The 19,616-nt window shown below is 36.8% G+C and carries 28 protein-coding genes and 1 pseudogene; 3 read left to right on the top strand and 26 right to left on the bottom strand.

The features are described from left to right. Positions 1 to 3 precede the first annotated feature (3 nt). The 25 genes and pseudogenes from HYB91_RS11960 to HYB91_RS11840 form a co-directional block, all read right to left on the bottom strand. Positions 4 to 1,014, bottom strand: a pseudogene (locus tag HYB91_RS11960) (leucine-rich repeat domain-containing protein); the annotation flags it as partial. Positions 1,015 to 1,424: 410 nt separating this feature from the next. Then, positions 1,425 to 2,699, bottom strand: coding sequence for a phage minor head protein (locus HYB91_RS11955; RefSeq protein ID WP_252508173.1), 1,275 nt, complete (start codon positions 2,697 to 2,699; stop codon positions 1,425 to 1,427). A 191-nt stretch (positions 2,700 to 2,890) separates the two neighbouring features. Beyond that, on the bottom strand, positions 2,891 to 4,132 hold the full coding sequence (locus HYB91_RS11950) for a phage portal protein family protein (RefSeq protein ID WP_002676489.1): 1,242 nt from the start codon (positions 4,130 to 4,132) through the stop codon (positions 2,891 to 2,893). Next, positions 4,133 to 4,543, bottom strand: coding sequence for a hypothetical protein (locus HYB91_RS11945; protein ID WP_002676490.1), 411 nt, complete (start codon positions 4,541 to 4,543; stop codon positions 4,133 to 4,135). A gap of 18 nt (positions 4,544 to 4,561) precedes the next feature. Next, a complete protein-coding gene (locus HYB91_RS11940) occupies positions 4,562 to 6,082 on the bottom strand; it encodes a hypothetical protein (RefSeq protein WP_002676491.1) in 1,521 nt (506 codons plus the stop codon). Then, positions 6,082 to 6,618 carry a phage protein Gp27 family protein gene (locus HYB91_RS11935; protein WP_002676492.1) on the bottom strand — a complete coding sequence of 179 codons (537 nt, stop codon included), beginning with the start codon at positions 6,616 to 6,618 and terminating at the stop codon, positions 6,082 to 6,084. The genes HYB91_RS11940 and HYB91_RS11935 overlap by 1 nt, the downstream gene beginning before the upstream one ends. Before the next feature lie 17 nt (positions 6,619 to 6,635). Continuing rightward, complete coding sequence (locus tag HYB91_RS11930) at positions 6,636 to 6,926, bottom strand: hypothetical protein (RefSeq protein ID WP_002676493.1); 291 nt, start codon at positions 6,924 to 6,926, stop codon at positions 6,636 to 6,638. After that, positions 6,923 to 7,315 (bottom strand): hypothetical protein, encoded by a 393-nt coding sequence (locus HYB91_RS11925; protein WP_002676494.1) that lies wholly within the window; start codon positions 7,313 to 7,315, stop codon positions 6,923 to 6,925. The genes HYB91_RS11930 and HYB91_RS11925 overlap by 4 nt, the downstream gene beginning before the upstream one ends. Before the next feature lie 2 nt (positions 7,316 to 7,317). Next, entirely contained in the window at positions 7,318 to 7,533 is a 216-nt protein-coding gene (locus HYB91_RS11920; protein ID WP_252508174.1) for a hypothetical protein, read from the bottom strand. Between the two features lie 43 nt (positions 7,534 to 7,576). After that, positions 7,577 to 7,873, bottom strand: a complete 297-nt coding sequence (locus tag HYB91_RS11915) for a hypothetical protein (RefSeq protein WP_002676496.1) — start codon at positions 7,871 to 7,873, stop codon at positions 7,577 to 7,579. Then, positions 7,857 to 8,147 carry a hypothetical protein gene (locus tag HYB91_RS11910; RefSeq protein ID WP_002676497.1) on the bottom strand — a complete coding sequence of 97 codons (291 nt, stop codon included), beginning with the start codon at positions 8,145 to 8,147 and terminating at the stop codon, positions 7,857 to 7,859. Before HYB91_RS11910 ends, HYB91_RS11915 begins: the two co-directional genes overlap by 17 nt. Before the next feature lie 29 nt (positions 8,148 to 8,176). After that, positions 8,177 to 8,731, bottom strand: a complete 555-nt coding sequence (locus HYB91_RS11905) for a peptidoglycan recognition protein family protein (protein ID WP_002676499.1) — start codon at positions 8,729 to 8,731, stop codon at positions 8,177 to 8,179. 110 nt (positions 8,732 to 8,841) lie between these two features. Next, the gene (locus HYB91_RS13040; protein WP_371922099.1) at positions 8,842 to 9,027 is read right to left on the bottom strand and encodes a helix-turn-helix domain-containing protein; all 186 of its coding nucleotides are present in this window, start codon (positions 9,025 to 9,027) and stop codon (positions 8,842 to 8,844) included. Positions 9,028 to 9,238: 211 nt separating this feature from the next. After that, complete coding sequence (locus HYB91_RS11895) at positions 9,239 to 9,694, bottom strand: phage protein GemA/Gp16 family protein (RefSeq protein WP_002676504.1); 456 nt, start codon at positions 9,692 to 9,694, stop codon at positions 9,239 to 9,241. A 65-nt stretch (positions 9,695 to 9,759) separates the two neighbouring features. Next, positions 9,760 to 10,272, bottom strand: a complete 513-nt coding sequence (locus HYB91_RS11890; protein WP_002676505.1) for a host-nuclease inhibitor Gam family protein — start codon at positions 10,270 to 10,272, stop codon at positions 9,760 to 9,762. Between the two features lie 34 nt (positions 10,273 to 10,306). Then, positions 10,307 to 10,501, bottom strand: coding sequence for a hypothetical protein (locus HYB91_RS11885; protein ID WP_002676506.1), 195 nt, complete (start codon positions 10,499 to 10,501; stop codon positions 10,307 to 10,309). Beyond that, entirely contained in the window at positions 10,498 to 11,220 is a 723-nt protein-coding gene (locus tag HYB91_RS11880; RefSeq protein WP_002676507.1) for a hypothetical protein, read from the bottom strand. The genes HYB91_RS11885 and HYB91_RS11880 overlap by 4 nt, the downstream gene beginning before the upstream one ends. A gap of 3 nt (positions 11,221 to 11,223) precedes the next feature. Beyond that, positions 11,224 to 12,165 (bottom strand): AAA family ATPase, encoded by a 942-nt coding sequence (locus HYB91_RS11875; RefSeq protein WP_002676508.1) that lies wholly within the window; start codon positions 12,163 to 12,165, stop codon positions 11,224 to 11,226. Further along, positions 12,147 to 14,045 carry a Mu transposase C-terminal domain-containing protein gene (locus HYB91_RS11870; RefSeq protein ID WP_002676509.1) on the bottom strand — a complete coding sequence of 633 codons (1,899 nt, stop codon included), beginning with the start codon at positions 14,043 to 14,045 and terminating at the stop codon, positions 12,147 to 12,149. The genes HYB91_RS11875 and HYB91_RS11870 overlap by 19 nt, the downstream gene beginning before the upstream one ends. Next, complete coding sequence (locus HYB91_RS11865; protein WP_002676510.1) at positions 14,042 to 14,362, bottom strand: helix-turn-helix domain-containing protein; 321 nt, start codon at positions 14,360 to 14,362, stop codon at positions 14,042 to 14,044. Before HYB91_RS11865 ends, HYB91_RS11870 begins: the two co-directional genes overlap by 4 nt. A 161-nt stretch (positions 14,363 to 14,523) precedes the next feature. Then, on the bottom strand, positions 14,524 to 15,180 hold the full coding sequence (locus tag HYB91_RS11860) for a DUF2786 domain-containing protein (RefSeq protein ID WP_002676512.1): 657 nt from the start codon (positions 15,178 to 15,180) through the stop codon (positions 14,524 to 14,526). A 3-nt stretch (positions 15,181 to 15,183) separates the two neighbouring features. Next, entirely contained in the window at positions 15,184 to 15,384 is a 201-nt protein-coding gene (locus HYB91_RS11855; protein ID WP_002676513.1) for a hypothetical protein, read from the bottom strand. Next, on the bottom strand, positions 15,385 to 15,702 hold the full coding sequence (locus tag HYB91_RS11850) for a hypothetical protein (protein WP_002676518.1): 318 nt from the start codon (positions 15,700 to 15,702) through the stop codon (positions 15,385 to 15,387). A 15-nt stretch (positions 15,703 to 15,717) separates the two neighbouring features. Further along, entirely contained in the window at positions 15,718 to 15,951 is a 234-nt protein-coding gene (locus tag HYB91_RS11845; RefSeq protein ID WP_002676519.1) for a hypothetical protein, read from the bottom strand. Continuing rightward, the gene (locus tag HYB91_RS11840) at positions 15,948 to 16,238 is read right to left on the bottom strand and encodes a hypothetical protein (RefSeq protein ID WP_002676520.1); all 291 of its coding nucleotides are present in this window, start codon (positions 16,236 to 16,238) and stop codon (positions 15,948 to 15,950) included. Before HYB91_RS11840 ends, HYB91_RS11845 begins: the two co-directional genes overlap by 4 nt. Positions 16,239 to 16,605: 367 nt before the next feature. Here HYB91_RS11840 and HYB91_RS11835 point away from each other — a divergent pair, with 367 nt between their 5' ends. Further along, entirely contained in the window at positions 16,606 to 17,073 is a 468-nt protein-coding gene (locus HYB91_RS11835; protein ID WP_002676522.1) for a hypothetical protein, read from the top strand. Here the strand turns inward: HYB91_RS11835 and HYB91_RS11830 are convergent. After that, positions 17,048 to 17,347, bottom strand: a complete 300-nt coding sequence (locus HYB91_RS11830) for a hypothetical protein (protein ID WP_002676524.1) — start codon at positions 17,345 to 17,347, stop codon at positions 17,048 to 17,050. The genes HYB91_RS11835 and HYB91_RS11830 overlap by 26 nt on opposite strands. 638 nt (positions 17,348 to 17,985) lie before the next feature. On the opposite strand from HYB91_RS11830, the gene HYB91_RS11825 reads away from it, so the two are divergent. Continuing rightward, complete coding sequence (locus HYB91_RS11825; RefSeq protein ID WP_002676527.1) at positions 17,986 to 18,834, top strand: helix-turn-helix domain-containing protein; 849 nt, start codon at positions 17,986 to 17,988, stop codon at positions 18,832 to 18,834. 161 nt (positions 18,835 to 18,995) lie between these two features. Next, positions 18,996 to 19,604: a hypothetical protein gene (locus tag HYB91_RS11820; protein WP_002676531.1), complete on the top strand. Its 609-nt coding sequence runs from the start codon at positions 18,996 to 18,998 to the stop codon at positions 19,602 to 19,604. The last annotated feature ends 12 nt before the right edge of the window (positions 19,605 to 19,616 follow it).

Genomic DNA, 19,616 nt, shown 5'->3' with positions numbered 1-19,616 from the left:
TTTTTAATGGCCCGTAAATTCGCCGCTATCGGATTTTAGAACATTCCAATGTTTTTTCTTTGCATCATTAACCTGCTGAATAGTACAGATATTATTATCTGTACTATTTTCCCGTCTATCGACTACGTAAAATCTTCCATTTTCTTCGCTTGAACGGGTCGGTAAAGATTTTATGAGCCTATCCATCTCTTTTTCTTTTATTTGGTTATTATAACAAGATATAAGTTTTATATTCTTATTATTTAAAACACTAAGCCCCATGAGTAAGTTATCGTAACACCATAGCTTTTCCAATTTTACATTATTTCGTAAATTCAAAAATTTCAAACGGTTTTCGCTTACAGACAAAAACTGCAATTCCGTATTTTTTGTAAGATCGATATCTGTAATTTCATTTTGTTTACAGTATAGATAAATTAATTTTACATTATTAGATGTATTAAGAGCCTTTAGTTTATTATTTCTGCAATATAATTCTTTTAGTTTTCTATTACTGTTTATATTCAATTCTGTCAACATATTTCCTCCACAATCAAGCTCCGTAAGATTTAAATTCTGCGTTATATCCAAAGCTGAAAGGCTGTTTTCAGATACATAAAGAAACTCAAGATCTTTAAGATTAGAACAGTTTATTTGAGAAAGATTATTTTTACCGCAAGACAATCTTATCAACTTATTATTTTTAGATACATCCAGCTCGCTTATATTTGTATTGTAGCAATAGCATTCTTGTAATTCCGGAAGATGAGAAATATCAAGCGAATTCAGTTGATTATCATAACAAGATAATATTTCAAGATTCTCATGACCATCTAAAGATAAATTGGTTAGATTATTTTTATAGCACCAAAACTCTTTTAAGCCGGGATTATTGCTTATATCCAATTCCGATAATAAGTTATTATTCAGCACAAGAAATGTAAGGTTCACATTTTTCGATAAATCGATATTTTTAAGTTTATTATTTGCACACCATAATTTACGCAAAATAGGATTTGAACTTATATCTATGGTGTTATTTTACACACACAATGGCAATCCCCACTTTAATATATAAATTCTATAATTCTATATTGAGCATAAACTTACAAGCCAATACCTTAAAATTCCCGTGTACATAAAAAAGCCTGAAATTTAGCGAATTTAGGCCAAAAACGGCTAAAAAATCCCTTTTTCTGCCTGTATCGTTACCCTTTCCGTTACCTATAAAAAATAAATTAAAAATCCATTTAAAAACTTATTATTCAGTCTTTAAATACCTGTTTAAACACCTTTTTTTATTTAAAATATTGCAAAATAAGACTATAAAACACTTGACTTTTACCGATAATAGGGTATAATATAATAAACACGGTAGATTGCTATACCGTTATAAAAGGGTTGCGTCTAAGTAGCTTTTAGCGAAGATGGGCGGGGCCCTTTTTTTATCTTAAGAAGAAATTTCTACCGTATTTGATAATAGATCCGTTAAAATCAAGTAACAATGTCTGTGTCGGAAGATTTTCTATTTCTTCTTTCATTACTTCAAGCAATCTATCTTTTTGTTTTTGTGATTGAATTTGAATATATAAAGTTCTAGCTCTTTGTTTATCTCCGCCTTTTCTTATATGTTCCCTTATTGTACCTCGTTTTATAGTTTCTATGTGTTTCATTTCTCCTATTTCATTATCAATTAACATATCGGGGCTTGAAGCAAAATCAGAACGGGGCAATAAATAAACTTTATGTCCCAAGTCTGCGAGCCGTTTAGCTGAAGCAATTTCATTGTCATTATGCTCTACTTTATTTTTATTTTTCTTATTTGTTTTAGCTATTTGAACATAACCGCCTTTTTTACCTTTATACATAACATCATAATCTTGTAATAATTCGGGGAAATAACTTTGCATGTCTAAATCCCTAGCTTGTGCAACTATATCCGCAGTAACACCGTATTTATCCGCACGCTCAAGCATTGCAGGCGTTATCTTCCACCAGCTCTCTTTCTCAATCGGATTACCGCCGAAGCCGTCTTGAGGTTTAAAATTTTGCCTTATCTGTTTCATCGGAACATTTTCAATTTCCATTCCATGCCCGATTTCATAATCATAAACGGCTCGGAAAGTTGTCCTGCAATTAAAGTGATAAGGCGGAAACCCGTATGTACTCCAGAATGAATGTGAAGCTGCTAAGGCTTTCCCGTTTCCGGCAATAGAGGCAAGCCCACGGCAAATATCGCTTGTTCGGCCGTCTTCAATGAAAAGAAGTTCCCACGCAGGCGGCATATTGTTTTGATACTGCATGAGCCGTCCCGCATTATACGCCGACTGCATATTAGTACGGTAAACTGTTTCAAAATACCTAGCCGAAAAAGGCTGACCTGCATCTTCGGTAAAAGCCTTTATATCTTTCCAAGTTTCGGTAAAATATTCTCCTTTTTCCATTGCATGTAAAAGCCTGCCTCTAAGCATTTCGATATGGTCAGCCTCTGCAAGTCGGGCGACCGTAAAAGCCCTAAACCTTAATTTAGGTTCAAGTTCTTCCCACTCTTTTTTTATCAAAGAAACCTTACCCTTAAAAAAATCTATAGCTTCTTCAAAAGGTAAATGCTCGACTGAAAAAGAAATATCCAAATCGGGCTGTCCTGTGTCATCTGCAAGACTTATATTCCCTGCGGCATGTTCCATCCCGATAAGCAAGGACGATGCAAAAGTATTCATTGTCATTGAGAAAAGTTCACTGTTAAAGTCGGGAAGCGGAGCCGCCTTTAAATCTTCTTTTTTAGGCGGCTCACCGTTTTGTGAAAGAGTATTTAAAAAGGCTTTAACCGTATTTTGAATAGCCGTTAAGAATCGTTTTTTTGAAGCGGCCGCAAGACTTTCAAGCTCCGCTGCTTTTGCTTTTTCTTGCTCTAAAACACTCGTGCGGGTAAGCGGTCTTTTTTTTTTGAAGGTTTATCCGACAAGGCAAAGCCCTCGTTTTGAATTTCAGGAAGCATGAATTCATCTTCACTGTTCTTTGGTCTCGGCAATTTATATCGAGTGTATAAGGCTTCTTTTGATACGGGAATTTTATTTTGAATTGCCTGCATGATTTCTTCAAAACTTGCATAACTTTGTAAATCGAATTCTCCTTTAGGTGAAGGAATTTCTTTACCGAAATTGAGCTCCACCATCCAGTCTATAAGCGATTGAAACACTCCCTGCAATGCAAGAGCGTCCCCGTGGCATACGCGCACCAAATTTTCATCGTGAACGGTTGCCTGCGCTCTTGTGCCGAATTCGCCTTCTTGTGTACTTAATGATTGAGTTGTAAGGGCAAAGCTGATTTCCTGATTGCATGTGTCGATAAGCGTTTTATGGTCGCGCAAAGCTCCGGACATTTCCAGCACTTTTAGTTCTTTTACATTTGCAAGAGCAAGCCCGTCCCCGCCGCCTAACTCGCTTAAAGTGTCGGAAATAACTTGCGCATTCTTCCTGGCCTTATCTCCATCGGGAGCGTCAAATAAAGCTACCAACGACGGAACACCGGCTTTTTGTGCCGCTTTAAGCCAAAACTCCCAGCCTAATTGTTTAAACTTCCACGGCCAATAGCACATCAAAAGGTCGGAAAACCCGTAAGGGTTTTCGGCTCTCGGATTATTTCGATAAGTTAAAAACTTATAAGAAGCGTTTAACTCCTCGTTTGTCTTTTTCAAGACAGGAACCCAGACCGATTTTTTACCGCCTTGAGTTTTTACAAAACCTATTTTATATACTATGTCTTCAGGGTATTTATTCCGTAAAGAATCGGGAACGATTTTACCTTGCGCATTTTCTTTCCACAAAACTTCGCTGAATGAGTGCCCGTATTCTATTGCCGTTAAAAATTCTTTAACATCCGTTTCCCAATTTAGATTAGCCGTTAAATTATCGCGGATAAATTCATACACCTCATCGCTTGCGTTTCCCTGCTTAATTACAAAAGGAAAACTTGTAACGATGTCTTTTCTAAGCCGTAAGTGCGAACCGATTTTAGCGTCTAAAATCATTTCGTCTACTGTTCTATAAAAACTTACCTTATCCGCCCATAAATCGGCAGGGTTCGGTAAATAAGAAATAACCGACCAAAACTGATCCGGCTGTATAATCTCCATTGCTAATTCGTGTTTCATTTATTCCTCCGTTATTTTTTTCAAGCGTTCTACCTGCTGTCCTGCAATAAATGCGTTTTTCAAATTACGTTCTGCATAATCAGCAATGGCTTCATACAATACGGCAGCACCTTCTGAATCAATACTGTATGGCTCGATAGGGCGGTTTTCGTTATATATCGCTTCCCATTGTTCATAGGATTCTATATTATCAGGAACTTCTATGAGATAAGCCAATGAGTAGCTGTCTGCTCCGCAGTAAAAACGATACTCCTTAAATTCATCATTTATTCTTTTTAGATGCTTAATGTCTTCAGCTGAATGAACCTTTTTTTTTAATTCCATTAATGTATTTCCGCATATAACTTTTGAACCAACTTTCAACTCATCAGCGTTTAACGCTGTATAAACTTTGGTCGTATCAAATTTCATTTTCCTCTCTCCTATTATTTAATGTCTGAACCTGCTTAACGCAGCCTTAAGCCTTGTCGGGGCTGTTTGCAATTTAAACGCAAATACTTCGTTTGTTGTATTTTGCGAAACTTCCCAAGCGTAATAACATGCATCTTGCAAATCGTCAAACTCCGCTTTAGGATACATCGTTAATTGATCAATCGTTTTATTGTGATTTTCTTTCCATTTGAAAAAGCCGTTTTCAATTAAAGGAGATAAGGATAAGATTCTTTCTTTTCCGATCCCCCGTGTTGAAAGCCCTTTAATGGGTAAGTAAACGCTCCTTTGGGCGGCAGCTTCCATAATGTGCTTTTTATAGATTGACTGAAAACCGACCTCTTCAAAGCCTATTAAAATAGGTTTATAAATTAAATATTTTTCAATCAATTTATTTACTGCCATATCAACGGAGCAGCATTGTGCCCATTCGTCAAGCTCGTACAATTCGCCTGATTCCGCAATACCTAAAATAAAGATTGCAAATTCGTCATGCTTCCCTGCCGACGGATCGACGCCCATATAAACACGCAAGGTGTTTATGTCGACTGCGTTATACCGGATAAACCATTCAGGTTTAAAAATACGCTCCTCATCGCTTAAAGGTTCGTTCATGTATTCTGTGCTGAATGCGGCACTGCCTATCTCTCTTTTTTTTGTATTTAATTTTTCATCAGTCCAATATGAAGCCCAAAGAGAAGTCCCTTGCGGCGTAAAGGCTGCAAAGCGTAAGCCTATCCAATTTGTAAGTTCTCCGTCTGCAATGCGTTTTAATAAGCGGCTCGGAACATCGTCTGAATGAAAAATAGTATTTATAATAATTGTAAAAACATCTTGACCTAGAGGAATAACAGCACGCAAGAACCACTGATATATTTTATCTCTTTGGGTGAAAGTGCGGGCCGCCTCATCTTTTAAAATGTCGTCGCAAATAATTAAGTCGGGACGATGCTGCCTAAACTTAACGCCTCTCACGGCGGCCTCTGAACCGAACCCTTTAATTGCAGTCTCATTTTTTAATGTAATAAAATCACTTTTCCAAACCTTACCTTCCATTGCTCCAAAGTCTTCAAAGATAAAATCGTTTCCCTCGATTTCATCTTTTATACTTTGTAAGGCTCTGTTTGCCATATCCTGAGTAGCGCAAAAAATACAAACAAAATTATTTTTCTTAAAAAGAATCCGCCAAAGCGGAAACGCCAATGCCCAGCGCGTGGATTTTGAAAATCCGCGCGGTTCAATATCTACAACGGCTTTTACTTTTTCGGAGGGTATCAAATAAGAATGATACTGCTCTTTAATAAGAGGTTTAATTTCTTCAATATGCTTTTGTGTAAGGCTTTGAGTGTTTGCAATATCAATTAAAGTTTTATGGTAAGGTGCCGGTTCCGAAGAAAAGTAATGCGGCAAGTACGTTTTGCAAAAGTAAAAAAAATCGTTTTCGGCTTTTGCAAGACGTGCTTTCTTTTCTAAAACCTCTTTTGTGTTATCCCCGACAAGTTCTGTTAAAATATCGCTCATTATTTAACCTCAACCTTATCGATGATTACATAAAGCCTTTGTAAAAGGTCAGTGTCGTTTTTAATTGCATTTTGTAATTCTTTTTTTATTTCTTCCTTTGCTTTTTCCAGGGCTTTAATTGCTTTGGTTCGATAATTGGAAAGTTTTAATTGAGCTTCTGCAACACGAGCGGCAGACTGGAATAAGTCGACGGGATCATCAAATTCCAAGCTGTCTATAGTTCGTAAGTCTTTAGCAATAAGACTTGTCATCTGCATAAGAACGGCTTCACTCATTTCCGTTCCGGGGTAGTCCTTTAAAACTTCTGCCATTGCCTTTGCAGCTTCTATTGCTTTTTGAGTATCCTCGATTTCTTCTTTATGCGATTTTATTACACGGCGGATTCCCTCACGGCTGATTGTTACTTTAAGGCCCAGTTCCTGAATTTTTTTATTAACCTCTTCGGTAACATAGACTATCGTATTTTTTCCGCCGTCCCATTTATCGATAATGAGTTCTACAAGACCGTGTTCCTGTGCTTTACTCTTAGCTCCCATACTTGCCTGCCTTTCGATTAAGGAATATTCACGCCTGCATCGCTTTCGATATTTCCCTCAATTAAATCGATTCCCTTTGCGGTGATTTTAAACCAACGCACAAAAGAACGCTCTTTATAGGGGTGAGGAATTTCTTTTTTTTCGGCATAGCCTTTTTCAGCCAGATATTCAAGCGATGAGATAATAACATCCCGTTCGTTATAATCGTAAAAAGCCCGTACAATAACCTGTTCGGGGATTCCGTCAGGATATACGGTGTGTAAAAAGGTAATAAGTTCGCCTCTCAAATATGCAGTTTTTACTTTCATTTCTGTCCCTTCCAAAGTTCAATAATTTTTTCAAGTGTCGTATTATTTTGAGCAATGATTAAATCTTGTACACGGTTTAATTCACTGCGCCATCCGCCCATGTCTTTATAAAAATCATCTTTCTCAAGCTTATCCATTTTTAAAGCACCTATTTCCTTTCGGTGCACATCAATTTCCTTTTTTAGGTCAAAAATTGTTTTATTGAAATTTTCTTCAAGCCTGCTTAACCCGCTTGATAAGCTCTCTTTAAACTCATTTGACCGCTTTGCATCTTCAGCCGCATTTTTTGTCTGCTGCTTAAAAAGATACGAAATAACAAAAGCGATAATTGTAGTTATCGCTGTAGGCCCCCAGTCTTTTGCTGCAATAATCAGTTGTTCAAATCCCATGTCTACCACCTTATTTGAGCTAATCCGAACCCTAATGCTGTCCCGCCTAAAATAGAAATAGGAATACTCCACCACGGAACATTCATCTTATGGTTTAATCTTTTGACTTCTCTTTCAATTTCTAAAGAAAGTGTTTTGTAATATTCTGCATCGGGAGCACTTGCAAGCAATCCTTGTTTATAGCCTTCTGCAAAAGAAGCATCTATGTTCTTGTTCATTTCGCCTAAACAGATAAGTAAAATTTTTTCTACTTCCTCTTTGCTATAAACCTGCTTCGCTAATTTTATGTTGAATTGACTCGGCTGCATCTTGTTTGAGCTTTCCTGTGATTGCGTGTAACTCATTTGCATTACACGCAGTGTCAACAAGATCGCTGCCATCGCTTTTTTTAATTTTTTCATAAACACTTTCCTTTTTATCTTGAGCTTTTATTTTTGCCTCATCAATTTTTTGTTTTGTTTTTTTTCTGTTATTAAAAAAAATAAACACAAAGAAAGCCACAGCCGCGGACATCACGGCTGCAACAGTTTTTACAATCTTACTAAGTATGTTTTTCATGCCACGCTTCTTTTAATTTTTTTAAAATAGCTTCATAAAAGAATACGCTTATGCCGAATATAGTCGCCCACCAAAACCAAACTTCCCGTGGAGCAAAAAAAGCTCCATGCCATAAAAGGAATGCAAAGAAAGCCGAGAATAAGGCAGGTATCCAGACTCGATAGCCCGTAAGCTTATCCTTCTTATCCAGCTTCTTAACGAGCTCGGTAAAGATAACCGTCAACAGTACCGCTATAACCACAAACAGCGGTAAAAATCCAATCAATGATCCCATAACAAGACCTCCTATTTATTTTTTAGCATTTATAAAATGCTTATTAAAAACTTTTCTACATCTGCTTTAAAGTTATTCCAAGCTTCATTTTTTTCGACAAAATATTTAGGGCATATTTTCCCTGTTACGTCGAAGTGCCTGTAAATATCTTTTTGCGGATTTAAATTAAATTGTTTTATCAATGTAGCTGTAAGCTCAACTGCCGCACCGTATGTTTCTTTAGTAAAACGGCCCGTCCAATCAGGATGACAAAGCTCAAGCCCTATAGTGCTGTTGTTAGGATAATAACCTAGACTTTCTTTTATTCCCTGACAGTAGGAATAAGCACCTACATGATGAGCCATTTCGTCTACCGGCAGACATTGTATTATTTCTCCATCCAAGCCTATAATAAAATGAGCAGACGCATATCTTGCCTTTTTAATATCTTTTTGGTTCTTAAGATTTTCAAAATAGTTTCTGTTTGCCAATGCCGAAGTTCCGGCATTTCCTACCCAATGAATAACGATTCCCTTTACCCCTATAAGGTTCTTATTGGGCCTAGAGAATTTATTCTCCGTTAAAAATTTTCTTTCAATTTTCATAACTATATTTTAATCTTTAAAGAAAAAATAAACGGAGCGTAGTAAAACCGGAATAAAAAAACACCGCACAAAAAAGTGCGGTGTTTTTTTTCAAGCTGCAAAATTAAATTCTAATTGATTGTTTCGTGTTTTTCCGAATAGCGGATTAAGCTTTCTTTGCTTATCCTCCAGTTTTGTTCGTCTCCATTCTTGGACGCTTTTAATTGCCCTGAACAAATCAGGCGGTAAATCGTATGATAGTTCACTCTCAGAAAGAATGCTGCTTCCGAGATGCTTAAAGTATTTTGTAAACTCATTAACTCTTCTTCCAAACCCTCGCTTTCCAACATCGTCATAATAAACCTCTATTTCTTTTTCAGGAATTCTTAATGCTGTGCCTACTTTAACGCCCAGTATTAAATACATTTCTAATCTGTAATAAACTTGTCTTGTTGTAACAAGTTTTCCTTCAACAGCCGTCATGATTATTGCCGTTTCAATTGGTGTTAATAACATTTACCCCCCCTTTTAACTATATTTTGAATCGGGATTAAATCCCGCTTTTTTACAAATATCTCTTAATGCAAGAATAACCTTGCTAGCATTAAATACGGTTAAATGCGATATATCTATGACTTTACCTATTCTTAAAATCAAGGCATTTAAACTTTTTTCATCTTTTACACGGGAAGCTAAATCCCAAAGACCTCTTATATAGTATTCTTGTTTTTTTGTAAGACGATCTTTCCCGCCTCCGCTTCGTTGATTTTTAAAAGAATAATTACTTCTCTTTTCTTTTTTGAATGTATAACCCAAATTTTTAAAGCCCTGCATTATTATTTTATATTGAGTTTCTGTTCTTATTTCTGAAGCCGAATAAATCCCCGCCCCGGAAAGAAGGGCTCTGTATGCCTCTTCATTTAATTTTAATTCTTTTTTTGCAATATGTATTGCTGCTAGTTTTTTATTTCTGTCTTTAAGCATCTTCCCCTCCTTATCTTAATGTAAGGAATACTTTTTAGTATTCCTTACATCTTTTTTTTTAATATTTAGCCTGCTAATTTTGCCAGCTCTTGATTGACCAAATCCCTTTTGGTTTCTGCAAAAAAATCTTCTTTAGATTTTCTCGCAGCTCCGACTTGGCTCAATGTTTCATCATCAAGGCTTAACATTCTTTCTTTATCCGGCTCAATTTTAACACGGACAAATTCTTTTAAGCCTAGTTTCTGTAAAAGCTCTGCTGTCTGTTTTGTACATGAAATCGAATCCGGAGCCTTTCTAAATCCTATAGAACCGAATTGTAAATCAATAGTTTTTTTGTCTTGAAATAATTCGGACCTAAAGTAAACGGCATAGGCTTTTAAAGAATCCACATGCGACTTGTATGTATCTCTTAACACCTTTCCATCGTTTGCCGCTTTTTCTTTAATGTCTGCAATTTTTTTATTTGCAGCATTATCAATCTTTTCCCACTGTGCTTCAAGTTCGCACATCTCTTTTAAAATCTTTTCAGCTTCCTCGATAGTCGTTATCGTTGCTGCATTTGATTTTGTTCTTGCCATAAAACATCTCCTTGTAATAAAATATTTTTCTCTTTTACGCTGCAGGCGGTTCATCATCACCTGCAACATAAAAATTATCATTGATAATTTTGCGTATATCAAATACCAGACTGCGGATAACTAAACAGGATTCAGTGCCCTGATCTTCTATGATACCGCACGATGCCGTATTTTCAATTTGCAAAAGTTTGTCCATCAAAAGCTCGTAAGCTTTTTCATTTACTTTCATTTTATACCTCCCTTACTTTCCATCATTGTCCCGAATCTTGTATCTTCCGGAGCCTCTATTTTCCCGTTATTTTCGTACATCTCGATTTTTGCGTAATATGCCTCAAAAGCCATACAAACATTCTTTTGCATGTCCTGCCATTCAATTTCCGGTAATCCGGCTGGGCGAGTAAACAAAATATCAGCAACGGGGAAACGGCCCATACCACGCCGAAATCCCCACAATTCTTCGCCGTAAATCTCTACACGGTAATTTTCAAGTTTAATACCGCTTCTTGTTTTACGCTTAAAAATTGTTGCAAGCTCCTCATCATAAGTCCCGTCATCATCTTCCAATCCTGCGGTATAAATCTTCCCGTCTTCTTCATCACAAGGAGCCGGAAGAGCTTTCCTTGTTGATATGCCGGCTTCCGAATAGGCCTCCATTAAAGTCAGAGTGTTTAAAAGTTCGGGCTTGTCATAAAAATAATCGTAAAGCTTTATATAGTTTCTTATGGTTGCCGGAGATATATCAAGATTAGATTCGGCCCAAACCTTAAAAGCATTTCTGTCGTTTGAAGCTAAAAATCGTTGAACATTAACAAGCTGCTCTCCAATTTCAAAGGCTATTAAAACACCTTTTTTCATAAGATCATAAAGCTTTTTATGATTTTTATTTATCTCTTTTGCCTCATCCTTATATAAAGATTTTATATTTACAAGGCTTTTTGAATTATCCATGTTTTACACTCCTTTCCCATAATTACGGCGTAATATCATGCTTCCTGCCATTTCGATAACTTCAACATCAGGCTCTGATATTTTGTTCACTGTCATAATGTTTTGTGCACGGTTGATAATTTTTACGAATTGCCTTACATCTTTTCGGCTTATCTCATAAATCGAATCGATAACCTCTTTTGAAGCATTTTCCCAAACACTTACAGCAATCTTTTGTGCATCCGGTTTTGTAAGCCCGTCCAGTCTCAAAAAAACACCTATTCGGCTTTCAAGCTGTCTGTGGTCATTCTTTAAATTCTGAATAGTCCAAACCAGTTTAGGTAAGCCGATAAGCACAAGGCCTGTTTCCCCCAAGTCATTTATAAGCCGACGGCTGAACTCCAATGCATCACTTTTTAACCCGTCCGCTTCATCAATAATAACAATCATATCCCTGTCCTTTAATGTGCTTGTTACATTATTAACAAGGGCATCAAAATTGATCCGGTATGTATCAAGCCCCAGCTGCTTGGCTATTTCTTGCGTCATAACTTTTTTATTCATTGCCCCGGAACATTTTATTAAGACTGTATTCCTTTCGTTCTCCTCTGCATACCTTTCGGCGGTTGTCGTCTTTCCGCCTCCTGCATCGGATACAATTAAAGCAATATCCTTTTCATCATGCGCAAGTCTGATAGCACGTGTCATCTGCTTCATTACGGAAGTTTCAACAATTGGAACATGCTTCCGCTCTGCAGCTTCAGTCTTTCTGGCTATCCATTTAATGATAGCCTCTTCAACCTTCGCCGTATCTCCCTTATACGTTTCGTTTAAGTATTGACTTAAAACGCTTGACGTATAACCCATTTCTTTAGCCGCCTTGTTTTGACTTATTTCGTAACGGGCTAAAGTTTCCGCTAATCTTTCTTTTATAGAAAGATTCTCTTTTACTTGTCTGTCGCACATATAAATGCCTCCTCATCAATATTAAAATAATTTTGATATTTACCTTTGGTTATCTGCCTGTCTTCTGCTCCGGCTGCTTTTGGTTCTTCTTCAATCTGCGGAATATATTGTTCCACACGCGGAATTTCAACTCCTGTAGCTTCCATCGCAATTTCAAGCATGTTTTTAGGTTTTGTTGTAAGGTGAGTTAATCTGCTTTGCTCTTTAACTTTCTGCCTTATATCCCTTCTTACACGGTTTACAAACTCGTTATCTTTTTCCATGTTTCCCGTTTCCATAAAGACATCTGCATAAGCTTTGCAAAGAAGTTGTCCTTTATTGTTACAGATTAAAGCCTCGTTCCTGTTTGTAAGGTTTACGCGGACTATAACCTGTTGGCCAGTAAGCCCTATAAGCTCTTCTGCCCAGTAATCGGCTCCTCCTACACTTACTCCGTTTTCTCTGACGGTTCGTAATTCACCGCGTGTCAGTGCAAGCTGCACGGTTGCAGGATCGGGCTTTCTTATTGCCTCAGGCATATTTTGAATAAATGCTTGTTCAGGGGTTAAGCCTTTTCTATCTTTAGCATCGCTAACCCATTCGGTATTGTACCAATTTACCCAATAGGTAATTTCTTTGATAAAGTCTTCCCAGCTTCCTACATCGTTTCGCTTAGCTTTTCCTTTCATAGCTCGCCAATAAAGTTTTTGCTCGTCAACTCTTGCTGCCGTATTACTGCCGATATAGTTCCCTGTATTTTTGGAATAATACTCTTCAAGGATTTTATAAAACCTTTCTTGGACACCCTTTGATTGGCCATGATAGGCTCTTGCATATTGAAGTCTGCTTCCGCATGTTACTATTGCTCCCGTGATGATAACTTCTTCCTCATGCTCTATTCCGTCCTTATCAATAGCTTTCATCTTTATTTTTTGGCCCTTGATAGTTTTTCCCTTATAGTCTTTTCCGTTGTCGACATGCACCATTTCAGGAATTCCGAAGCGCATAATCATCATGTAGTAAGCCGCTAAAATTGTTTGAGAATTCGGATTGATACTTACACACCAGCCCAAAATAGCCCCGGATCGTACATCAGCAAAAGTAGTAATCCAAGGAATTACAAGTTTCCCGTTGTGCATTACAACGCGGTCAATTCTGTGATGGTCGCCTTGTACCTGATCCATAGCTTTTAATAACTTTTTGTCCCTCTCTATATATGGGAAATGCTTAGCCTCAAAAGCTTCTTGACTCAACTGATAAAAATCCACCATAACCTCCGGAAGGCTTTTTAAATACCTTCTACAGGTGGCGTATGTTGCTGTGGATTCCTTTATGTTAGCTTTCATACTTAAAAAGCAATGTCTTATACTCCGTTTGGTATAATCAAGATAAAAGAATATAAGAGATTCTTTTTCTGTTGCAGTAAGACTGGATCCTGCCCCACATTCCTTACCGCTTTTTGAATAAAGCGGTGTAATGCCGGAAAGGCCGGTCTCCTTTTCATCCTTAAGCCATCGGTACAGAGTTCTGTCGTTTAACTCTTTCCCATATTTTTTTCTATATGCAATACTTATCCTTCCTGCATTAAATGCTATACAAAAATCCTGAACTTTTAATCCTGCACACTTATAGCTGTTTATTATTCCTGCCTTTAGTTTTGCTGTCTTGCGTTCGACTTCAGTAGCCTGTAAAAAAGTTAAGGGTTCCTTTGTTTCGGATACAATAGTCTTTCCTCTTTGGATTAAAGCCAATTGTACTTCTGCAGGAAGCTTATCGCAAAGCCAAAACATCGCACCTTTTTTCTTCATGTATTGCCAATGCTCTTTCCTTGCCCGCTCCAAGATACTTTTTTTACTCAAGTCCAAAACTTCAGCGATGTCTTTAGTTGCTACCGTTTTCATGCTGCCCCCTTATTCCGCTCCTGTTCTTTTTTATTCATCTCTGCTATTTCATCTTGAGTTCTAGGCGGAAAAAGCTCTGATACCGGCATTTTAAAAAAGGCTGCAATCCGTTTTTCATTTATGGGACTTCGCCTTGTTCCGTTTATTATTTCAGTTAAAACTGTGTAGTTTATTTTTAATTTTACGGCTAATTCGGAAACGCTTGCAATCTTAAATTTTACCATTGCTTTTTTTACATTAAAAAGCCTTTCAATATCCTTTGGATAAGGTCTTTGGGTAACCTTGTATTTTCTAAACTCCTCATAAGTTAAAGCCATAGTAACCTCCGCTTAAAATAAATTTTGCTGTTTTTTTAAGCTTAAATAAAAGCTCTTGCATAATTTCTTGTTTTCTGTTATAATATCCTCATCTGTTAGGGCTTTGTGCCCTATTACTTGTTTGTCAAGCCGTGCAGCCTCAAATCCGCACGGCTTCTTTTTTATCTGTCTATACATTTTTGTTTTCCTCCTGTTGTCTGCCTGTTTAAGTTGATTCTTTCTGCGTCATTAGCGCCCCGATAAAAAGCAATATTATTGGTCTTTTGGTTTTTACTTTTAATCCTGCTTGTTTCATAATGCACTTTGTATAGCTCAACAATATATTTTTCTATTGCCTCTAACTGACTTTCTCTTTTATTTGCCCAAGAATAAAGTTCTCCTGCTTGCAGCATTCTTTTGTAAAGAGACGCTGCCATACCTTCTTTATAAGAATTTATGTAAGGCTTCTTGGCATTTTTCCTTATGTTTTGCTTTGCCATCCTGTTTACGGTCTTAACAAGATATTGGTACATTTCTTTAGAGATAAATACATCAGTTTCGGCTCCGTGAAAGCGGACAACCAGCGAATTGTAGTCATTAACAATTCTAATAACGGTGCCGTTTATCCAAGCAACACCTTTTGCTATTATATATTGCCAATGAGGACGTGATTTCAAATACTTTGTTTCTTCTGTATAGACATTGCAGTCCTGCTCGCTTAATCCGTTTTCTTCCATAAGTTTTCTAGCCTTTTCCAATGCTGCCATAGCTTCATTTTCATTCGGACTTTTGGAAAGTGCCAATAATTTTTTTATCTTTTTCTTTATTTGTTCATTCATTTTTTATTCCTCAAGTAATGATACAATTTGTGCGGGGGTTAAGCCTTGTTTGTTTAATGTTAAGATTGCAACAGCGGCGGCCCGTTCTTTGCCTGAATAAGTCATTGACATAACGGCGTGTTGGATTTGACCGTTAGATAGTGCAAGGTATTCAGTGCCTTCCATGTAAGGCGGATGTTTACCGTTTAAAAAGATTGAACTCATTTACTCATCCTCCAGTCCATAAAAGCTCATTGTCATTCCCTCAGCTAACCTCGAAAATTCTTTGTGTCCTTTGATAAGATTATTTGTAAGAGATGAAGGAAAAACCTTAAAAGTTATTACCGGAGGTTTTTCTCCTTTTTGGATTGGAACATCTGTATCAACCATTTGTTGAAGAATTTTTTCTGCATCCTCTTTTGTTTTTGCGTAAATAACTTCATTGAAAACGGTGGTTTGGTCATATTCAAATTCTACCGTTATTTTAGCGACAAATCGTTGAAGATTATGTTTTTTAGTATAGGTTGAAAAATCAAAATCCATATTTTCTTTACTCCTTTATTTCATTAGTTTGTTTAAAAATTTGATTAAAAAATTACAGTCCTCTATTGCCTGCTTTTTACTATAGAGAACAGCATTTTTACGCCAGCTGTTTATGATTGAAAGCGCTTTTTCCTTATCTGCCCTGATTAGGTCGATGGTGCAAGGCTCTTTTTCGCCTGAAGCTCTGCGTTCTTCTTTTTGAGCGATTGCCTGTTGTAAGCCGGTTAGTCGTTCGGTTAGTTGACTCATCTTTCTACCTCCTTATTTTTATCATCAAGTGATGAAATAAAAATCTTTTCTTTTTTTGTGAGTTCTTTATGTCCCTTGTCGCTTCTTAATTCTGCTTTCGTTGCATATTTCCATGCTATCACGTGCTCTGTGCAAGGGGATCCAAAAAGATAAAAATCCTGTTCGTTTCCTGTTTTGTCATAAAGAGCCAGACTCCAATTGTTATCTATGCTGTTTAATAAAACCCATACAACACAAAAATCTTTATCAGGAAATCTTTTGTTAGAAAATATTTGGTTCGTTTTCATATCTTATTCCTCCATTGTGAAAAACTTCCTCTAAAAAAATGCCGCTGCAAGTATTGTCCCTTGCCGGACCGCCTGCGGCTCAGCGTGGGTTTACGAATCCCCCTAACGGGTTACGGTGCCGCCGTCATCTAGCTGCCTTTCGCGGCTAACCGAAAGGTTCTCCAATTCCTAATTAAGCATTTATAATTAAAAATTGAATAAGCCCCGTGCAGGATTTGAACCTGCATAAACCTTTAAAATAACGGGCAAAAAAGGTCTAAAAACCAATCGGAGCAGCCTTAAAATCAATGCTTTAAGGCTATAAAAACACCCTTAAATTTGATATAATGCCTTTGTCGAAAACCTATAAAATTTAAGGAGTGAAATTATGAATTACAGAACAAAAGAAAATCTTTATCCCTTTGCCGAAATCCTTGCTACAGCCGTATCAGGATTTATTTTAAGAAACTTCAATGATGAAGAATGCGAGGATCAAAAAAAATTTGACTTGCATTTAAAACCGGTTTATCAATTTGTAAAAGATCCGTCTAATTTTTGGAAATATTACAAAACCTTGTATTTTATGCGGGCTTTAAATACAAACGAATTTCGGCTGATTGAAAGCACGGCAAATGAACATCCTGAAAGTATGATTGATGGGCTAATTCAAGACAGCCTTGTTGAAGCTGCGGAGCTTGCTTTAAAAGGCTATAAGGAAATTCACGATTATGAAATAAAACGGAAATCATTCAATCTTCCTGAAAGTTTTTTAGCCCAATATCCGGTAGAAGAAAAAGAACCTTGTCCAAAACCTAAAATTCCTAAAGAAATCAAAGAACATTTGCAAAACAAATAAATTCCTTAGATTTTTTTGTACATACTAATAAAGATTTTTTCCCCCTGTTCGGAGCGGCGACAACAGTACGGTTCTCAAACATTCGTAGTGTTTCATTACTGTAATGTCGCCGATTGTGTTGTATACATCCGTTTTTAACCTTTGCAGAAAACCTTTGAGGATCGTAGTCGGATGCCCACAAAGCCAATGCTTTAAGAGACTTTCTTACAGGATATCTTTCCCACGATTTTTCCCATTTTTTAAATAAATAATAATCCCTTATTATATCACTCATAAATAAACCCTCCTGTTTTATTTTTAACTCAATAAGTCCTCTATCTCATCCCAAAGCCTCATAAAATAAATCATAATAGCAAAAGCTAAAGATCCGGCGCAAATACCTATTATACCCAATAAGCAATAATATAAAAATGTTTTTATGCTAATCATAAATAAACCCTCCATAAGCGAAAAATCTCCGCTAAGCCCCGTGCAGGACTTGAACCTGCATTAAAGAAATGTCTATTGACTTTTTTAAATCATAATATTTAGGAGAATTATGCTTTCCTTTAAGAAACCTTCCGGAGCGTGATTCCGTTTTTTTATTTTGGCAAAACAGCCGCACATCGGTATAAGCGGTTACGCTAAAAGTCGGTCTCTTAAAACGCTTTTCTGTTTTGTCAGGTCTTATCCTTGCCTATCGCATTGCAATAATAAAACCGCTGTCAAATATCTTTTAATAGTCTTTTTAGGAACCTGCTCCGTTCCCCTCTATTAAATTATCCCGTTTTAGGGTATAATCTTGTGGCGAAAAATATTCGCCGTTTTTCCCAAGTGTTGGGTAAAGTGGCGAAAAATGTTCGCCGATATGTTTATAGTATACGCTATTTTAGAATAATGTCAAGCGGAAAATGAATAATTTAAGGAAAAAAGATGGAAAATTTACAAAAAATAATCGGAAATCGCTTAAAATATATACGAGAAAGATATTTTAAGCTAAATCAGACTACTTTTGCTTTAGATTTGAATACAAATCAAACCACATTATCAAAATATGAGAATGGTTCTACAGCACTACCCGATGATATTAAATTTATTTTAAGCGAAAAAGGAATAAATGTTCATTGGCTCCTTACAGGTGAAGGAGAACCTTTTCTAAAAGAAGGAAGCGAGTCGGAGAAACCTGCAATCTTACAAGAACTTGAAAAAACGGCTGTAGAAGCAACGGCTCAAAAATTTGCAGAACACGAAAACCGTTTTACAGAAATAGAAGCAGAACTTCGAGAACTCCGCTCTCTGTATGAACAAAAATTTAAAAACGAACCTCCGCAGCCTGACAGCGTCTCCGAACCTGCCCCGTCGTATACCGCAGCCTATGAAGAACCGGAAGAAACTGTAGACCTGCCGTTGGCTCAAAATCTTGCAGCCGGTATTCCTGTTGAAGCCTCAGATGTAAACGACACCTTTCCTGTGCCTAAAAAACTAATCCCCAATAAACGAAAAAAATACTGTGTTGCAAAGATTAAAGGAAGCAGTATGACCGAAGCAGGAATTGAAAACGGCTCCTGCGTCCTATTGGAATACACCGATCAGCCCATCGACGGAGATATTATGGTCGTAAGTTACAACTCAAACACAACGCTTAAACTCTTACATCAAAACATAAAAGGAGAATGGGAACTTTTATATCAAGACGGTTCCGGGGCAAAAATAGAGCTTAAAGATGGGGACTGGGAAGTCAAGGGGCGGTTCGTTGCGGTTTTGCCCAAAAAACGCCAATAACGCGTCTTTTGGGGTTAAGTCGGAACATTTAACGGCTTTTAAAATAAAACGCCAAAAAACTGTTAGAATTTCGTTCGAATAGGGGTATTTTAGGTGGAGAACAGCTTGTAAATTCGGCTTATGGCTGATATAATAAAAAAAACACGAAACTAGGAGAAAAAATGAAAAAAACGGTAATTTTAATTTGTAGTCTTTTTACTTTAATTTTACTTATTGGATGTGCTTCAATGGCAACAACAAAAGCCGCTAGATTATATTGGGCGCAACCTTACGAAATATTAGTAAAGACTCATGAAAATATAGAGGAATCGTGGATAAATAATATCATGCCTATTTATAAAGATTACAATAAGCTTTTTGCGACTATGAATATAGTATCAATAGGTAAGAGAAAACCAAGCGATGAAAGAATGTCTGCTTTAAAAAAAGCAGGATATAACTTTGACGCCGTTTATTATTTTTCTGTTAATTACCAGGGAAAGGATTGGCAATTTATAAAAAAGTTAAATTTTAAAACTGATGATAGAATTGTTAACCTTGAAGATAATAATCCTGAAAGACATACCATCACACTCAGTACTGTTTTTTGTGTAGAGAAGGCTGACTTTTTTCTTTCAAATGAAGATGATATTAAAAGCCTATTAAATACTCAGAGCCTGTCCATCCAATACACAGGCTCTCCCATAATCAAACTACCGGAAGAAGCAATACAAAAAATCAAAGAATTTATAAAAAGCGAAATAATAACAACACCCAGTAAAAACTGGTAACCAACGGCCCCG

It is taken from the genome of Treponema sp. B152 (assembly GCF_024181665.1).
Lineage (GTDB): Bacteria > Spirochaetota > Spirochaetia > Treponematales > Treponemataceae > Treponema_B > Treponema_B denticola.
Note: the sequence above shows the minus strand (reverse complement) of the source record. Positions and strands in the feature narration are given on the sequence as shown.

Coding starts and splice junctions, on each gene's coding strand:
- HYB91_RS11955 (WP_252508173.1), bottom strand. CDS start 2,699: ATGAATACTTTTGCATCGTCCTTGCTTATCGGGATGGAACATGCCGCA.
- HYB91_RS11950 (WP_002676489.1), bottom strand. CDS start 4,132: ATGAAACACGAATTAGCAATGGAGATTATACAGCCGGATCAGTTTTGG.
- HYB91_RS11945 (WP_002676490.1), bottom strand. CDS start 4,543: ATGAAATTTGATACGACCAAAGTTTATACAGCGTTAAACGCTGATGAG.
- HYB91_RS11940 (WP_002676491.1), bottom strand. CDS start 6,082: ATGAGCGATATTTTAACAGAACTTGTCGGGGATAACACAAAAGAGGTT.
- HYB91_RS11935 (WP_002676492.1), bottom strand. CDS start 6,618: ATGGGAGCTAAGAGTAAAGCACAGGAACACGGTCTTGTAGAACTCATT.
- HYB91_RS11930 (WP_002676493.1), bottom strand. CDS start 6,926: ATGAAAGTAAAAACTGCATATTTGAGAGGCGAACTTATTACCTTTTTA.
- HYB91_RS11925 (WP_002676494.1), bottom strand. CDS start 7,315: ATGGGATTTGAACAACTGATTATTGCAGCAAAAGACTGGGGGCCTACA.
- HYB91_RS11920 (WP_252508174.1), bottom strand. CDS start 7,533: ATGAACAAGAACATAGATGCTTCTTTTGCAGAAGGCTATAAACAAGGA.
- HYB91_RS11915 (WP_002676496.1), bottom strand. CDS start 7,873: ATGAAAAACATACTTAGTAAGATTGTAAAAACTGTTGCAGCCGTGATG.
- HYB91_RS11910 (WP_002676497.1), bottom strand. CDS start 8,147: ATGGGATCATTGATTGGATTTTTACCGCTGTTTGTGGTTATAGCGGTA.
- HYB91_RS11905 (WP_002676499.1), bottom strand. CDS start 8,731: ATGAAAATTGAAAGAAAATTTTTAACGGAGAATAAATTCTCTAGGCCC.
- HYB91_RS13040 (WP_371922099.1), bottom strand. CDS start 9,027: ATGAGTTTACAAAATACTTTAAGCATCTCGGAAGCAGCATTCTTTCTG.
- HYB91_RS11895 (WP_002676504.1), bottom strand. CDS start 9,694: ATGCTTAAAGACAGAAATAAAAAACTAGCAGCAATACATATTGCAAAA.
- HYB91_RS11890 (WP_002676505.1), bottom strand. CDS start 10,272: ATGGCAAGAACAAAATCAAATGCAGCAACGATAACGACTATCGAGGAA.
- HYB91_RS11885 (WP_002676506.1), bottom strand. CDS start 10,501: ATGAAAGTAAATGAAAAAGCTTACGAGCTTTTGATGGACAAACTTTTG.
- HYB91_RS11880 (WP_002676507.1), bottom strand. CDS start 11,220: ATGGATAATTCAAAAAGCCTTGTAAATATAAAATCTTTATATAAGGAT.
- HYB91_RS11875 (WP_002676508.1), bottom strand. CDS start 12,165: ATGTGCGACAGACAAGTAAAAGAGAATCTTTCTATAAAAGAAAGATTA.
- HYB91_RS11870 (WP_002676509.1), bottom strand. CDS start 14,045: ATGAAAACGGTAGCAACTAAAGACATCGCTGAAGTTTTGGACTTGAGT.
- HYB91_RS11865 (WP_002676510.1), bottom strand. CDS start 14,362: ATGGCTTTAACTTATGAGGAGTTTAGAAAATACAAGGTTACCCAAAGA.
- HYB91_RS11860 (WP_002676512.1), bottom strand. CDS start 15,180: ATGAATGAACAAATAAAGAAAAAGATAAAAAAATTATTGGCACTTTCC.
- HYB91_RS11855 (WP_002676513.1), bottom strand. CDS start 15,384: ATGAGTTCAATCTTTTTAAACGGTAAACATCCGCCTTACATGGAAGGC.
- HYB91_RS11850 (WP_002676518.1), bottom strand. CDS start 15,702: ATGGATTTTGATTTTTCAACCTATACTAAAAAACATAATCTTCAACGA.
- HYB91_RS11845 (WP_002676519.1), bottom strand. CDS start 15,951: ATGAGTCAACTAACCGAACGACTAACCGGCTTACAACAGGCAATCGCT.
- HYB91_RS11840 (WP_002676520.1), bottom strand. CDS start 16,238: ATGAAAACGAACCAAATATTTTCTAACAAAAGATTTCCTGATAAAGAT.
- HYB91_RS11835 (WP_002676522.1), top strand. CDS start 16,606: ATGAATTACAGAACAAAAGAAAATCTTTATCCCTTTGCCGAAATCCTT.
- HYB91_RS11830 (WP_002676524.1), bottom strand. CDS start 17,347: ATGAGTGATATAATAAGGGATTATTATTTATTTAAAAAATGGGAAAAA.
- HYB91_RS11825 (WP_002676527.1), top strand. CDS start 17,986: ATGGAAAATTTACAAAAAATAATCGGAAATCGCTTAAAATATATACGA.
- HYB91_RS11820 (WP_002676531.1), top strand. CDS start 18,996: ATGAAAAAAACGGTAATTTTAATTTGTAGTCTTTTTACTTTAATTTTA.